Source organism: Peribacillus sp. SIMBA_075 (assembly GCF_046534585.1).
The window spans coordinates 1-15,512 of the sequence record NZ_JAWRYN010000070.1; the positions used below are offsets into that span (position 1 = coordinate 1).

A 15,512-nucleotide genomic window follows, 5' to 3' on the forward strand; every position below is an offset into this window, starting at 1 on the left:
AAACGGAACGCATGAAATGCACTCCCCACTTCCAGCTCTTTAGCTTCGATTACTTCCAGGTTTTCCACTAGCTTTTCTGCTTCTGTTTTTTCCACTTGCTTTGTCATATGTTTCACCTCCTTAAAATCACTTCAAAGCTGACTCTTCTAAGGTATATTTCACTTTCAGATAAACGGGAATTATACTTCTTCTTTCAAAGACAATTTTATATTGCTTTTTAGAAGCCTTTTATCATAAACGACTGTTCCTATAGCCACCAAATATAACCCTATACAAATGATCAACACGTATGAAAATCCAACCTGGGAAAAGTCACCTTTGTCAGTTCCATAGTCCAGAAAAGTGTTGAATACCCCCGCAGCGAAAGCTCCTGTTCCAAACTGTACCATCTGGAATAACCCCATATAAACCCCTGTTTCTTCCTCGGGAACGGACAACATAGCAATTTTATTTTGTGTGGGCATGGAAATGACACCGGCCAATCCAAAAAGGAGAAAAGCAAATATAAAGAAAATTAAGCTGCCATTAAACATTGTCAATGTAAGATTTACCATTCCAATTATGGAAATCGAAATAGATAAAAGTAAAAGGTTTCTATTGTCTTTTAAATCTGCAAGTTTACCAGCATACCCAGATAATAAAACCGCCAGTATCGAATCTGCCATAATGATATAGCCAACAATATCTGGTTGAATATTGTGTATATCCCGCATGTAACTTGGAATGTAAAGCACTATTACATTTGTGATCATAAATAGAACGAATATTCTCACAATTGAAGAGATAAAAATGGTGTTTTTTATTGCCTTTCTTGGAAGTAAAGAAGTGTTTCCTTGGTTTTCCCGTTCATAAAATACAAATAAAATTAAACTCAATATTGTAACAGCAATAGAAAGCGACCGTTTCACTACACCAATATCATCGTTGAATATAAATTGAAAACTGATTACCATAACTAGTAAAGCCAAACTGTTTTTTAAAGGTAAATGAAGGTTTGCCGTGATTCTTTTTTTTGATTTGGGAGTTACCATTAGTACAAGAATTAAGGATATGCAGCTTATGATAATCAATATTCCAAATATCATTTGCCAAGGGTAATATTTTATTACCAAACCACCAACAGCTGGTCCAATAAGTGAGGCGGTCGCTAAAACTCCGGAAAACCATCCAAAAGCCCAGCCTAATTTATTATCCTTAAAACTTTGCCTGATCAATAATACCTGGGCAGGTACTACCATTGCATCTGCAATTGCCTGAAGTGTCTGATACAGCAAAAACAAATTCCAATTATTTGTGGTTCCACTAAGAATGGTAGATGTGATAAATAGCGACAGGCCAAATATCAACAATTTTCTTGCGCCTAAAACATCGGCCACTTTACCAAAAAGCGGAATGAGAAATGCGAAAAAAGAGAAGAAAAGAATATTTCTAATTTGAAGTGTGGAATAAGAAATATCAAAAAAGTCTACAAGATTAGGGAATGCAATCGTCAGCATGGACGTAGACATCACACTAGCTATAACACATGAAGAAATGGTTATAATCAATAATTGATCCTTATTTAATTTCATATATATAATCCTTTTTTATTTATTTTATTTAAATTCCCCTTTAGTCATCTTCCTTTTTTGATATTGATATTTAACCTTTTTCATGCTGATTCGGTAGATCATTTATTGCAGGCAGATCATCTACAGCCAATTTGACGCCTGAATCGAATTGTAAAACAAATGCTAGCACTAATAGAATGGAGAACCCAGATACTAATATTTTTTTCATATACCTTAACCTCCTGATATTGATTGATACAGCTAGTATAAACCATCCAAATATGGTACATTTTTCTTGTATAGCCACTACAGAGTATTTTTTTCGATATTTAGTTGGTGTTTCCAATGAAATACATAAAAAAATATAAAAGTATTTATATTTTTAGGAGTTGATAAAATGGATGCAAGCATTCCTTTTAAACTTGGAAATGTACTCTACAATTTAAGAAAAAGATCAGGTATAACACAAAAAGTTATGGCAGAGGGTATCATTACTCAAGCACAACTAAGCAACATAGAGAAGGGGAAGGTCATTCCATTAGCGACTACTTTATATGAACTCTCATTACGTTTAGGCATCAGCATTGAAGATATCCTTTTAGAAACTTATTCAGACCGAATGGAATATAGTGAGGAAGTGAAATCTCAAGTCAGGGTTTCCATTAGAAATAGAGAGTATCGGCAGGTAAAACGGATTCTCGAAGCAGAACAGTACCATGCAGATTTCCAGTCACCTATCAATAAACAATTCATCCTCTGGCATTTGGGGATAGTAGCCTATTATTGTGATAATGATATATTGAAATCCCTGGATTTTTTAGATCGAGCATTAGACTTATCTACCCATTTTCAAATTTTATCTGCTCAAAAAATAGAAATTTTGAATAGCAAAGCCATTATTTATAACGAAATAACTGAATATAAAAAGTCAATTGCCTCTTATATAGATGCCCTTAAGCAATTTCAACAACTTCCAAAAACTTCAATGAATTATAGAATTAAAGTCCGGATTCATTACGGATTGACAAAATCCTTACATAAGGACGCACAATATTATGAATCTATAAAAATTTGCTCTGACGCCATTCAAATTTTAACGCGGGAAGAATCTATGTACCTATTGGGAGAAGTATTATATCAACGTGCCCAATCCTTTCAGTCATTGAACAACATGGAAAGTGCCACAAAAGGGTATGAAGAAGCAAGGAATATATTCTTATTGCAGCAGAATTACGAGTTTGAAAAAGTCGTTCAGGAAAGACTGCATGAGATAAAGAAATCTCTATAATGACTGAAGAATTTACACAGCAAAACAATGCTGTACTTTTTTGGTTAGTATAATGTTCATGTGTTCGGCTTGGAACGTAAAAAAAGAGTCCGTAACATTATTACCGATAATCAAGCACGAGAGCTAGGGAAAGCGGTTATGGCATAACGAAAGGAAAGCATTCCATCCAAACTGAAATTCATATCATAAAAAGGACTTTTATATTTTCAATCCAAAATAGCCAAGATTTATCGAGGTAGATAAAAATCAATGACCCGAATTAAAAAATCACCAGAAACCACCTTCTTCAAACCATTCAAATAGGCCTCATGAACAAGACTAGCAGAAACCTACCTTATTCAAGCTGGAAAGCGAAGGATAGCATAGGGGGTTCCCTATCTAAATTCCTCGATGTCACGAATTTTGAAACGCATCATACCCACATGGTTCCAGAACCTCTCAGAACGAACCCTATCTGTCTATTTCCATCCATAAAGTTGAAACTTTTTTTTCAAATTCTGTCATCAATGTTACAATAACAAGGTTGAAATCAATCAATCTATAGAACATGTGAGGTATCATACAATTTATGAAAGCATTACGATTATTAAAAAGTTTTAACTTTTTATATTTTGGATTGCTTGCCATTTTCATTCCGTTTCTCCCAGTCTATCTGGCTGATCAAGGTTTGCGTCCAGCCCAAATCGGATTCATCATCGGTACAGGAGGTTTTGTCACCCTCATCACCCAGCCTTTATGGGGAATGATCAGCGACAAAACGAGGACGATACGAAAAGTCCTGTTGTTACTCATCTTTTTCTCGAGCGTAATCGGTTACTTTCTCTATGACTCAAGCAGCTATCTTCAGCTTATCCTGTTTGCCATGCTCCTATATTTCTTTTTGATGCCGATCGATCCCCTGACGGAAAGCCTCAACTTCACGATTGCAGAGAAATCTGGGATCAGTTACGGTTCCATCCGGACATATGGTGCATTGGGCTATGCGGTCATATCGCTGATCACAGGCTACGTTATGTCCTATTTCGGAGCAAACAGCCTGGCTTTCCTTTTTGCCGGCATAGGTTTGATCAGTTTCATCATCAGCTGGATGATGCCTGATGCACCCGTTTCGGGGAAACCTGTCACCTTAAGCAGCCTTAAGCATTTTTTCAGCAATAAAGAGACGCTTCTCTTCCTGTTATTGGTCTTTATCTGTGCTGTTCCAGCAAGGATGAACGATACTTTCCTCGGGGTGTACATCAGGGAACTTGGAGGGAGTGCCAAGCTTGTAGGCTTGACCTGGTTCTTAGCGGCAGGAAGTGAAATCGTTGTATTCGCCCTAAGCTTCTGGTGGCTGCGCAAAGGTAAAGAAATCATCATCATTTCGTTTGCAGCAGCGTTTTTCTTTATCCGTTATTTCGTCTCTGCGTGGATAACCGATCCACATCTATTAGCTTATTTGCAAGTCATGCAGCTATTGACTTTCCCGATCTTCTACTCGGCTGCCATCCAATATCTTTATCGGATCGTTCCCGTTGAGTGGCGTGCCACAGGCCAAACCGTACTGGCACTGTTATTCTTCGGGGTTTCGGGAATCATTGCTTCTTATATAGGCGGAGCCATATATGGGGCTTTTGGGGGCAAGACCCTTTACCTGTTCATCTCCTCCATCTCCTTTATAGGAATGATATTTGCCTTCGTTCTTTATCGGATATATGGCAAGAGGCTCGATACTGCAGAGGAAGCTGTATAATCTTGAAAAACTGCATAAAAAAGAGCATGTTTTGATCAAAACATGCTCTTTTTTATATTCCGTTAGCAAAATAAGGGGGCAACCGTTAACATTAGCACCGAGAAGCAAAGCAGGATTGTCGTTGTCCTGTTTGAGAGTTTTACTTGTTTGCCATTTTTATAGAACCCTGAAAATTGAAGCCGGTTTTTATAGAGTACATAAAGTAATGGGAAAATTGCCATAGCAACAATCCATCCGCCTGCGGTATTCTCAACGGTTATACCAAAAATCGCATAGATTGAATTAATGATGAATCCCATTATCATTCCAATCACGAAAATAATGGTGATTATACGAAATAATTCTAAGATCACTCTTAACATCATTTCACCTGCTTTCATCCTGCTTTTCCGTTATCCGTAAAAAAAAGGCTGCAATCAGCAACCTTGAAAGAACTTTATAGGATGGGACACTTCCCTAAATATAACAAACTCTCATCTTTTGGTAAATAGACGCTCTTTACTCTTCTTCTTGAACGAGCGAATGCTTAAATGCGTAAATCACCGCTTGCGTACGGTCCTGTACGGCAAGCTTGCTTAATATATTGCTTACATGCACTTTGGCTGTTTTTAGGGCTATGTATAGTTCATCGGCAATTTCCTGATTCGTTTTCCCTTGTGTCATCAGCAGCAAAATTTCCATTTCGCGGTTTGTCAATTGATCATGAAGCTGGGTGATCTTTGGGCGACGCAGCTTTTCCATCATTTTTCCCGTCACTTCCGGTTCAAGTACGCTTTGCCCTTGGAACGTTGAACGGACGGCTCTCGCAATCTCGCTGGCCTTTGATGTTTTTAACATATAGCTCGTCGCTCCGGCTTCCAATGCCGGGTACACTTTTTCATCATCAAGAAAACTTGTCACAATGATGATCTTTGCTTCTGGCCAACCCTCAATAATTCGTTTCGTCGCTTCTATGCCGTCCATTTCCGGCATGACCAAATCCATCAAAATGATATCCGGGCGCAATTCCATTGCCAGTTCGACTGCTTTCAAGCCGTTGTCCGCTTCCCCGATCACTTCGATATCCGGCTGTGCGGATAAATAAGCCGATACCCCTATCCTTACCATTTCATGGTCATCGACAAATAATACTTTAATCATCATGATCACCTCCAGCATTTAATAATGGGATTTTCACTTCAAGTTTCGTTCCTTTATTCGGAACGCTTACAAGTTGCATCGTTCCACCTAATTCCACAGCCCGTTCATGCATGTTTTGCAGACCATATGATCCCGTTTTCGACTCCTCGACGTTAAATCCGATGCCATCATCCGTTATCCGTAAAATGATCAGCCCGTCACGAACGATCATTAGCACTTCAAGCGAATTCGCTTTTGCATGTCTTAGTGTATTGGAAATCGATTCTTGTAAAATCCTAAACAGATGGTCTTCAATCCCCTTATCCAGAGTGACAGTTTCCATCTTCCAATTTATGTCCATCGTCACTTTTTGGGCCAATTCCTCCAGGAGCTCCTTCATCCCCGCCTGTAAAGATTTTCCCTTTAATGCAACGGGTCTCAAATGAAGTAATAAAGCCCTCATCTCAAGCTGGGATTGATGGATCATCTCTTCCACTATCTTGAATTGTTTCATTTCCGTTTTTTCCATATCTGATTGTGACTCGGTAATGGCCGACATGAACATCGAAGCGGCAAACAATTGCTGGCTTACCGAATCATGCAGTTCCCGCGCCAAACGGTTTCGTTCCTGGGAAACGATTTCCTGGATCTGTTTCTCCTGATCAATGGCCTTTTCATTCGCCATTTTTTGTGATAATTTGGTCTGCTCATTGATTTGCTTATGAATCAGTTGCATCCGTTCCACCATTTTAGCCATCTCTTGGACCGGATACGCCTCCTGTTGCGAAGGTAAGCGCCCCTGTTCAAGTAAATATAGACCTTCATCCACCCTTTCCAGCTGCCTCTTCCAAAACAACCCCGAAACGACACCATAGAAAAGCCCTACCGTAATGACCAGACTTGGCAGGAATATGACGAAAGGCAATCCCATGACCACTTTATCCCACAATACGCTCCAGTCGGATAAAGGAAAGATAAAGAAAACAGCCGCCGGCAAGGCAAGGGAAAGTACGAAAGAAACACCAAGGGCAGTCAATATCTGCCGTGTCATTATGCTCATACCCGCTTCACCTCTAAATCCCCAACTAAGATTGAAGTGATGATATGAACCTTGTGATCCGTTCCATTGAACCCTTCCGTTTGGTAGGAATAAATCTGATTAAAGACCTTGGATTCAGGCTTATTTTCAAAGATCCTCGCTCTGCCTGCAATGACCGAATGATGGACCCTGATTTCGATGCCATACGGTACAAGCACGGTAATATTGCCAATGATATTCCTGATGGAAATGACAGCATCGCCTTTCGGTAAAATCGTTTTGCTTAAATCGATAACCGTATCACCGACCCCGCCCTGAACATTCACCGAATTCCATTCATATACATGCTCGGCCGTTTGTTGATGACCGAAAAACTTATTTTTAAAAAGGTAATCTGTTTTCAGCAATTGTTCCTTATTGATCTTTTCTTCGTCCGAATCATCATTGATTAAAATGGGACTGACCCAATCAGGATTCTTTTTGGACTGATAATATAAAAGCAAAAGATAAATGAGGATCGCCATAAGAAAAAATCTAAAGACGATCATATTCAAGACAGTGATGATAAGGGAAATCAGCCCTATAAAAAATAGGATTTTCCCGATTGACCGTTTTGTGAATTTCCTGCCTATATAGATACAACCTATTGAAAAAGCGAGGGAAAAAAGGAGACCCCCACCCGTAAATGAAATCTCTAAAAAAAGCAGGACGACTCCGATGAGAAGTATCCATCCCATATAGTCCGTCTTCATCTTGTTCAACATCGGTTCGCCTCCCCTGTATATGATCATGATATTCTTAAAAGGCACAGGAACCCGTGCCTTTTAAGAATACCATGAAATTATCACGTTCTGACAGCCTGTTTTCCCCCGCCCTCATTTCCTGGAAGTCAGGGGATAACGGCAATGCTTTAAAATACCTTTACGCTTCTTTCTGTTCCAGTTCCTTTTCAAGCTGGACAATCCTGGCATCGATTGTATGCCGATTATAATCTGTATGGACTTGATGCTCGATGCGATCGATATAATGCTCCATTTCTTCAAACATCGCTACCGGTTTGGCGTCTGAAATGCCTCCGTCTAAAACCCGATTGATCCGGTTGTTTGCCCGGGCAATATTCTCCCTGCCCATCAGTTCCATCCGCTTTAGATGCATATCCTTGAGCTTATGCTTCATTTCTTCATACTTCCGCTCCAGTTCAGCCAACTGAACTTCTGCACTTTTATGCGCCTCCTTCAAACTTAGCGCACGATCTTCATAGTGCAGGCTTTCCTTGAAAGCAAATTCCATTAAATCGGTTTCTCCTGACTGCTTAGCAATTTCAGCCTGATGCTTACGTTTTTCAGCCAGATTTTGCGCTTGATTATATTCACGCGTAAACTCTTCTTTCAAAAGATATTGACGTTCAAGCAGCTTACCGACCTTTTCTGTCTCCTGCTCGCATTGACGTAAATATTGATTCAACATTCCAATTGGATTCTTTTGCTCCTTTTTATCCAACAAGTCGTGAAAATCCGCTGAAATCGTTTGTTTCATTCTTGAAAATAAATTACCCATTCCAATTCCATCCCTTCTATTAGTTCTTATTCAACTCTTTCCACTCTCTTTCAAAATTTGAGAATGGGTCCGTTTCTTTCGATACATTTTCATCATTTTCATTCCACTTTTTATAAACCAGGTAAAGAACATAAGCTGCAACCAGTCCTAATATTGCTGGGATATGGGAAATAGCAACTACAAGCACGATAAGGGAGATTGATCCCCAGGCAATCTTGGCTCCTGTGGATTCGGACTTCATGAACTGTTTGAACCCAAAGTATAGGATCGCCAAGCAAATCGCCAAGCTGATTAATGGACCAACATTCGCTAGCAACATGAATAATGCGATCAGTCCTACAATAAATAAACCAAATTTCTTCATTGTTTTCGTCCTCCTTTCCATGTTTATATCTTATCTAGTTTTCCGAGTTCGTATAATGAGCCTTAGCTATATTTTCTATTAAGACTTAAGGCGTAGTTGCTATAAGCCCACACTAACGAGAGTGTTTTGTTCCTGAATTTGAGAGATTTACTCGTGTTTGGGCCTTTTACTCGTGAATTCAGCTAGTTTACTCGTGAGTTTTGGCGTTTTACTCGTGAATTCAGCTAGTTTACTCGTGAGTTTGGGTGTTTTACTCGTGAATTCAGCGTTTACTCGTGAGTTTTGGTGTTTTACTCGTGAATTGAGCGTTTACTCGTGAATTCAGCTAGTTTACTCGTGAGTTTTGGCCTTTTACTCGTGAATTCAGCTAGTTTACTCGTGAGTTTTGGCATTTTACTCGTGAGTTCAGCTAGTTTACTCGTGAGTTTGGGCCTTTTACTCGTAATTGAGCGTTTACTCGTGAATTTTGGCGTTTTACTCGTGAATTCAGCTAGTTTACTCGTGAGTTTGGGTGTTTTACTCGTGAATTCAGCTAGTTTACTCGTGAGTTCGGACGGCTTAAAAGTGGTGGGAAGATGAAGTTTTCCGATAGGGGGTGTGCAGCGGGCGAGCCTTTAATATAAAATTAAATCTTCCGATTGTGGTAAAACCGGAAGATTGTTCGAACTGCCAAATATAGCATCATTAATATAATTACAAATACAAACCTTCGACGTAAACTGACGTGATGGTTTGAGCAATCTCGTCGACAGAACTTTGATGTTCGTTTCGGACAATTTCCCAAAGATACATTTCATTTGTGAAAAACCATCCTCTTGCTACAAGCTCATGGTTTAGTTCAGCCCTTGCCAGCCCATTTTGCTGTGCATATGCGACGTCCTTTGAAATTCGCTGAATGAACTTCATGCGGATCGCCTTCCATTTATTTGAGATGACAGTTGAAATCCCAATGGCCTGTTCGAAAACTTGCATCATATTGCGTTCAGCCTCTGCCATTTTCAAAAAGGCATTAGCTTGTTTATTTATGATATGTTTTGCTTCGTCCTTCGATTTTGGAAAGAAAGAGGTCTCCGCAATTTCATAAAATTGCTCCATGACATTCTCCATTAATACAATTAAAAGATCCTCTTTCCCTTTAAAATGAACATAGGCAGTTCCGTACCCCACGTTTGCCTTTTTGATCATTTGGGAAATAACTGCAGCTTGAAAACCTTCTTGAAGAAATACCTCCTTTGCCGCTTCTAATAACTTTTGACGTGTCATGATTGAGCGCAAATGTCGTTTATCCCCTACATTACCATTATCCATCCCGATTCCTCCCCTTATCTTCTAGCATAATGGATTTCTTTAAAAATAAAAAATATTTGCTGGAAAATGTTTTTTTGATGATTTTAATATTTTTAATTTTCTGAATTATGTTATTGACACTGTGTCATATTCTTTGGTACGATTCTCCTAGGATTTTAAACTAATATAGGAGGATGATTATGAATTCAAAATACACGTTGGATTACGCAAAACAAATGGATGAGAAAGATTCCCTTAAAGGTTTTCGAGAAGAATTTTATTTAAAGCCGAATTCCATCTATATGGATGGCAACTCATTGGGGCTTCTTTCTAAAAGAGCTGAACGCACTCTTTTGGAATCTTTGGAAGATTGGAAGGAACATGGGATTGATGGATGGACACAAGGGAATCACCCATGGTTTTTCATGGCAGAGGAATTGGGCGCCAAGATTGCCCAATTAGTGGGAGCTTCTCCTGAGGAAGTTATTGTAACCGGATCCACAACTGTTAACCTGCATCAACTTGTAGCTACTTTTTATAAGCCGGAAGGGAAACGCACAAAAATTTTAGCGGATGAACTAACCTTTCCGACTGATATTTATGCTCTTCAAAGTCAGCTGCGTACACATGGATACAATCCGGAAACCGATCTCATCCGCGTGAAAAGCCGCGATGGAAGATTCCTTGAAGAGGATGACATTATCGAAGCAATGACCGATGACATTGCTTTGATCATCTTGCCAACGGTCCTGTATCGCAGCGGTCAAATATTGGATATGAAACGATTAACTGATGAAGCTCATAAAAGAGGAATAGTAATCGGATTTGACGGCTGTCATTCCATCGGTGCCATCCCGCATTCATTCAGCGAATGGGATGTGGACTTTGCGTATTGGTGCAATTATAAGCATTTAAATGGCGGTCCTGGCGGTGTTGGCGGCCTATATGTAAATCGAAAACATTTTGGAACGATGCCTGGATTGGCTGGATGGTTCGGGTCCAAAAAAGATAAACAATTCGATATGGAACATACATTAACACCAGCTGAATCAGCAGGCGCGTATCAAATTGGAACGCCACATGTATTAAGTTGTGCACCATTGATTGGGTCTTTAGAAATTTTTATCGAAGCTGGCATTGAGAATATCCGGGAAAAATCCCTTAAAATTAATCAATATTTAATAGACTTAATTGAACACGAGCTGGAAGACATGGGATTTTTCATTGGAACCCCTAGAGAAGACATACGCCGCGGGGGTCATGTAAGCCTTGAGCATAAAGAAGCTGCACGGATTTGTAAGGCATTGAAAGAAAACGGTGTCATTCCGGATTTCCGAGCGCCAAACATCATTCGTCTTGCACCAGTTGCACTATATACTTCCTACGCAGAAGTTTGGGAAGTGGTACAAATACTCAAGAAAATCATGGCGGAAAAACAATATGAAAAATTCAAGAATGAACGAGAAGTGGTTGCATAACGCTAATACCCGCTTCCCTCGAATTTGTTAGTCGGTTAATATGGGCGGTCAGTCTACGCTTAAAGAGGTGTGAACTAACTGCCCGGGTAAGATAAAGTCTTTTGGGATAAAAGGGGATGAACTATGGAGAATAAACATACTCAATTGAATCTTAAAGATGATCCTGAGAAAGGATTAAAACGTAATCTGGAAACAAACCAGCTTTCCATGATCGCGATGGGCTGTGCCATCGGGACGGGACTATTCCTTGGCAGCGGGCTTGCCATTCAAGCGGCAGGGCCAAGTGTATTGCTCAGCTATGCACTCGGGGCGTTCATTGTCTTACTATTGATGGGCTGTTTAGCCGAAATGACGGTTGCCCATCCCACTTCCGGATCTTTTGGGGCCATTGCTGAAAAGTACATGACTCCAATGGCAGGCTATCTTGTCCGCTATTCTTATTGGATTGCCAATGTTTTGGCTGTTGGGGTTGAGGTAAGTGCAGTCAGCGTTTATATGAAGTATTGGTTTCCGACTGTGCCGGGAATCGTATGGATTTTATTGTTTGCAGGTATCCTGATTTATGTAAATGCTACTAGCGTGAATACATTCGCTACATTCGAGTATTGGTTCTCCTTCATTAAAATAAGTGCCATTGTTGGTTTTATCCTTCTTGGATCCTATGTACTATTCGGTTCATCCGAACGGCCGCATATAGGACCTGAGAACTTTGTAAATGAAGGCGGTTTTTTCCCGTTCGGCGGGTGGGGAATGTGGGTAGCCGTATTTATTTCTTTATTCAGCTTTCTTGGAACTGAAATGATAGCGGTTACATCAGGGGAAGCAAAAGATCCGGATGCAGCTGTTCCAAAAGCATTAAAAGCGACGGTCTTCCGTTTATCGACTTTCTATGTGTTGACAATTGGGATCATGTTGATGATCGTTCCATGGAAAACAGCTGGAATCGAGGAAAGTCCATTCGTAAAAGTAATGGAAATCCTGAACATTCCAGGTGCATCCGGGATTATGAACTTTATTATTTTAACGGCTGCTTTATCTGCCATGAATGCTCAGCTCTATGCTTCGACACGTATGATGTTTTCATTAGCGCGCGGGAAACATGCACCTGGCTTTTTAGGAAAGCTAAACAAAAGGGGTGTTCCTGCAAAAGCACTTGCTGTCTCTACCACTGGGATTTTCATTGCTGCAGGCGTACATTCGTTACTTCCTGGTTCTTCCTATGCCTTGATGATGGGGATTTCCATGTTCGGTGCTATGTTCACATGGCTTATGATCTTCATTTCTCATTTGTTTTTCAGGGTGAAATGGGAGAAAACAGGCGGACGCAAGTTACCGGTAAGGATGATGGGTTTTCCCTATTTAACGATACTAGGAGCCGTTCTTCTATTTAGCTTAATGATTACGACATGGTTTACAGATTTCAAAATCATGCTTCAATTCGGGATACCTTGGTTACTATTTTTAACTGTTGCTTATTTTGTTTCAAAAAGAAGAAATATTAACCATAATGTAATGGAAGAATCTCTGGAAAAGAAGATAGAATAGTATGACGGAATAAATAGTTTTTTGCGAAAAGTGAGGAGATTGCGGAATGAAAAATATGGATAACAATGAACAAACAATAACGGGAATAGAAAAAGAAATTCAAACCGATTTTCAAAAATCGATGTCTTACGGAGATTATCTCCACCTTGATAAAATTTTAACTAGTCAGCATAGATGCTCCGATCATCATGATGAAATGCTATTCATCATTATCCATCAAGCGAGTGAGCTATGGATGAAGCTCATTTTACATGAGTTGACAGCAGCAACTGAGTCCATCCGCCAAAACAGGTTGGAACCTTCATTTAAAATGCTGTCGCGCGTTTCGAGGATCCAGCAGCAATTGATCCAGTCATGGAATGTCCTTTCAACCTTGACACCGGCTGAATACATGGAGTTCAGGGATAAACTGGGGCAATCTTCCGGATTCCAATCTTATCAGAATCGTTTGATTGAATTTGCGCTAGGAAACAAAAATGTCCATACACTATCAGTCTATCAGCACCAAACGGATTTATTCGAGCAAATGCAGCAGGCCCTTCATGAGCCAAGTATTTATGATGCGGCGATTAATGCCCTTGTGGCGCGTGGATTACCCATTGATCAAGAAGCCATCAGCAGGGATTGGTCACAAAAATACGAACCAAATGCCAGTGTAGAAGAGGCATGGCTGACAGTTTACCGCGATGTCGAACAATATTGGGACTTATATGAGCTGGGCGAGAAGTTAGTGGACATCGGCCATCAACAGCAATTATGGCGTTTTAATCATATGACCACAGTGGAAAGAATTATTGGTAATAAACAAGGTACTGGCGGATCATCAGGTGTAACGTATTTAAAAAGAGCTCTAGACCAACACTTTTTCCCAGAACTATGGAGCCTAAGAACGAAGCTATAAGAGATGGAGGTAAATGCATGGGAACATGGATTGATATTTCACAACGTCTGGATGAAAACGTTGCAGTCTGGCCTGGAGATACCCCTTTCTCATACAAAGTCAATTGGAGTAAAGAAGAGAGTGGATCTGTCAATGTAGGACAAATCAATATGAGTATCCACACTGGTACCCATATTGATGCACCTTTTCATTTTGATAACAATGGAAAAAGAGTGATTGAACTGGATCTCGATTTATATATGGGAAATGCCCGAGTCATCCATTTGCCAAACAAGACAAGCATCGGTGTCAATGAATTATCCAATCTGGATCTACAAGGCGTGACGCGACTGTTAATTCGGACTGACGCTTGGAAGGATAGACGTGTGTTTCCACAAACTATTCCACATATCCAACCAGAATTAGCGGCATATCTTTCAGAACTCGGCGTTCGTCTTATTGGTCTTGATTTGCCATCCGTAGATCCATTGGATAGTAAAGAACTGTCTGCCCATCATGAGCTTGCCGGTCATGGAATTCACATTTTGGAAGGGCTTGTATTAGACGATATAGGGCAAGGGAATTATGAATTGGCAGCCCTCCCGCTTCCATTAGTTGAAGCAGATGGAAGTCCGGTGCGTGCTGTATTGAAAAAATTGCCCTAACAAAGTTTACCAAAAAACAAGCCAGATCAAAAAATGATCTGGCTTGTTTTTTTGTTTCATTAAACACCGTATTTATTAGTCAAGCCGATTTCCCTTCTCCCCCTTTATTGAGATAATCATGACTTTCTAATTTATCTCCCTAAACCAAGTTCATTTATGTTATAATTTTCAGAATTCACCGTTCAGAATGGAGGTCCGAATATGGAAAACTTTTATTGGTTCATCGTCATGTGCATTCTTCTCATCATTTTACCTGGTCCGGATACGGCGATAACCACAAGGAATACCGTTACCGTGGGGACGGCGGGAGGTTTTAAAACGATGTTCGGTACGTGCTGTGCGCTTTTTATTCATACATCAGCTGCCGTATTTGGACTATCGGCAATCATTGTGAAATCCGCTTTATTATTTTCCACCTTCAAATATGTCGGTGCCGTTTACTTGGTATATCTAGGCTTCAAGACTTTATGGGGATTAAGGAATAGGCAAGTGGCTGCAGCGGCAGAAACGTCAGTTAAAGGTAAGTACGAAAACCAGTCTTGCTTTAAGCAAGGGTTCCTTACCAATCTGTTGAACCCTAAAGTGGCCGTTTTCTTCTTAACATTTCTGCCTCAGTTCGTGAATCCTGGCAAGGATACGTTTTTACCGTTCCTGATCATGGGCATAACATATACCGTTTTAACTGCAATGTGGTTTGTATTTTATATCTATCTGCTGAACCAGATTAGTGCTTTTATGAAAAAGCCGAGAACTCAAGCGATTTTCGAGGGAATAACAGGGACGGTATTGATTGGTTTTGGGATAAAGCTAGCTCTGGAAAAAGCTCATAATTAATCTATTAAGCCCCCACAATGAACTGTACCCTAATTGTTAGACACCATCTAACTGTTGGAGGTGCGGTTTTTATTTTAGGCTGTTTTCACATACTTTTTTGCTATTTACCAGGTAGTGAGTTGTGGTTGATTTCCCCTCCAGATGCTCGCTTTCCTTGGTGCGGGCGGTGAGCCT

The 15,512-nt window shown here is 40.1% G+C and carries 18 protein-coding genes; 9 read left to right on the forward strand and 9 right to left on the reverse strand.

Annotated elements, in window-relative coordinates; translation table 11 throughout:
- Positions 1-179: 179 nt before the first annotated feature.
- Both SB775_RS26210 and SB775_RS26215 read right to left on the reverse strand, forming a co-directional pair.
- On the reverse strand, positions 180-1,571 hold the full coding sequence (locus SB775_RS26210) for an MFS transporter (RefSeq protein WP_410864043.1): 1,392 nt from the start codon (positions 1,569-1,571) through the stop codon (positions 180-182).
- Between the two features lie 70 nt (positions 1,572-1,641).
- Positions 1,642-1,779, reverse strand: a complete 138-nt coding sequence (locus SB775_RS26215) for a hypothetical protein (RefSeq protein WP_176431983.1) — start codon at positions 1,777-1,779, stop codon at positions 1,642-1,644.
- Positions 1,780-1,947: 168 nt separating this feature from the next.
- Between SB775_RS26215 and SB775_RS26220 the strand changes: the two genes are divergently transcribed.
- Both SB775_RS26220 and SB775_RS26225 read left to right on the forward strand, forming a co-directional pair.
- On the forward strand, positions 1,948-2,838 hold the full coding sequence (locus SB775_RS26220; RefSeq protein WP_410864044.1) for a helix-turn-helix domain-containing protein: 891 nt from the start codon (positions 1,948-1,950) through the stop codon (positions 2,836-2,838).
- Between the two features lie 568 nt (positions 2,839-3,406).
- Positions 3,407-4,570 carry an MFS transporter gene (locus SB775_RS26225; RefSeq protein ID WP_410864046.1) on the forward strand — a complete coding sequence of 388 codons (1,164 nt, stop codon included), beginning with the start codon at positions 3,407-3,409 and terminating at the stop codon, positions 4,568-4,570.
- Positions 4,571-4,632: 62 nt separating this feature from the next.
- On the opposite strand, the gene SB775_RS26230 is transcribed toward SB775_RS26225, so the two are convergent.
- From SB775_RS26230 to SB775_RS26255, 6 genes are all read right to left on the reverse strand, one after another.
- On the reverse strand, positions 4,633-4,932 hold the full coding sequence (locus tag SB775_RS26230) for a hypothetical protein (RefSeq protein ID WP_410864047.1): 300 nt from the start codon (positions 4,930-4,932) through the stop codon (positions 4,633-4,635).
- Between the two features lie 136 nt (positions 4,933-5,068).
- On the reverse strand, positions 5,069-5,710 hold the full coding sequence (locus SB775_RS26235) for a response regulator transcription factor (RefSeq protein WP_061464568.1): 642 nt from the start codon (positions 5,708-5,710) through the stop codon (positions 5,069-5,071).
- Positions 5,703-6,749: a sensor histidine kinase gene (locus tag SB775_RS26240; RefSeq protein WP_410864048.1), complete on the reverse strand. Its 1,047-nt coding sequence runs from the start codon at positions 6,747-6,749 to the stop codon at positions 5,703-5,705. Before SB775_RS26240 ends, SB775_RS26235 begins: the two co-directional genes overlap by 8 nt.
- Positions 6,746-7,492: a cell wall-active antibiotics response protein LiaF gene (gene liaF, locus SB775_RS26245; protein ID WP_410864049.1), complete on the reverse strand. Its 747-nt coding sequence runs from the start codon at positions 7,490-7,492 to the stop codon at positions 6,746-6,748. Before liaF ends, SB775_RS26240 begins: the two co-directional genes overlap by 4 nt.
- Positions 7,493-7,649: 157 nt before the next feature.
- Positions 7,650-8,285, reverse strand: a complete 636-nt coding sequence (locus tag SB775_RS26250; protein WP_317778071.1) for a PspA/IM30 family protein — start codon at positions 8,283-8,285, stop codon at positions 7,650-7,652.
- Positions 8,286-8,304: 19 nt separating this feature from the next.
- Positions 8,305-8,649, reverse strand: a complete 345-nt coding sequence (locus SB775_RS26255; protein WP_061464572.1) for a lmo0954 family membrane protein — start codon at positions 8,647-8,649, stop codon at positions 8,305-8,307.
- A 157-nt stretch (positions 8,650-8,806) separates the two neighbouring features.
- Between SB775_RS26255 and SB775_RS26260 the strand changes: the two genes are divergently transcribed.
- A complete protein-coding gene (locus SB775_RS26260; RefSeq protein WP_410864051.1) occupies positions 8,807-8,968 on the forward strand; it encodes a hypothetical protein in 162 nt (53 codons plus the stop codon).
- Positions 8,965-9,228, forward strand: a complete 264-nt coding sequence (locus tag SB775_RS26265) for a hypothetical protein (protein ID WP_410864053.1) — start codon at positions 8,965-8,967, stop codon at positions 9,226-9,228. The genes SB775_RS26260 and SB775_RS26265 overlap by 4 nt, the downstream gene beginning before the upstream one ends.
- 114 nt (positions 9,229-9,342) lie before the next feature.
- Here the strand turns inward: SB775_RS26265 and SB775_RS26270 are convergent, their stop codons facing one another.
- Positions 9,343-9,957 carry a TetR/AcrR family transcriptional regulator gene (locus tag SB775_RS26270; protein WP_061464573.1) on the reverse strand — a complete coding sequence of 205 codons (615 nt, stop codon included), beginning with the start codon at positions 9,955-9,957 and terminating at the stop codon, positions 9,343-9,345.
- A gap of 179 nt (positions 9,958-10,136) precedes the next feature.
- Here SB775_RS26270 and kynU point away from each other — a divergent pair, with 179 nt between their 5' ends.
- The 5 genes from kynU (at position 10,137) to SB775_RS26295 (ending at position 15,338) form a co-directional block, all read left to right on the forward strand.
- Positions 10,137-11,414, forward strand: a complete 1,278-nt coding sequence (kynU, locus tag SB775_RS26275; protein WP_410864055.1) for a kynureninase — start codon at positions 10,137-10,139, stop codon at positions 11,412-11,414.
- 123 nt (positions 11,415-11,537) lie between these two features.
- Entirely contained in the window at positions 11,538-12,959 is a 1,422-nt protein-coding gene (locus SB775_RS26280) for an amino acid permease (protein WP_410864057.1), read from the forward strand.
- 55 nt (positions 12,960-13,014) lie between these two features.
- Positions 13,015-13,860, forward strand: coding sequence for a tryptophan 2,3-dioxygenase (gene kynA, locus SB775_RS26285; protein ID WP_410864060.1), 846 nt, complete (start codon positions 13,015-13,017; stop codon positions 13,858-13,860).
- A gap of 17 nt (positions 13,861-13,877) precedes the next feature.
- Positions 13,878-14,504 carry an arylformamidase gene (gene kynB, locus SB775_RS26290; RefSeq protein WP_410864058.1) on the forward strand — a complete coding sequence of 209 codons (627 nt, stop codon included), beginning with the start codon at positions 13,878-13,880 and terminating at the stop codon, positions 14,502-14,504.
- 201 nt (positions 14,505-14,705) lie between these two features.
- Positions 14,706-15,338: a LysE family translocator gene (locus SB775_RS26295; RefSeq protein ID WP_289337150.1), complete on the forward strand. Its 633-nt coding sequence runs from the start codon at positions 14,706-14,708 to the stop codon at positions 15,336-15,338.
- Positions 15,339-15,512: the final 174 nt, after the last annotated feature.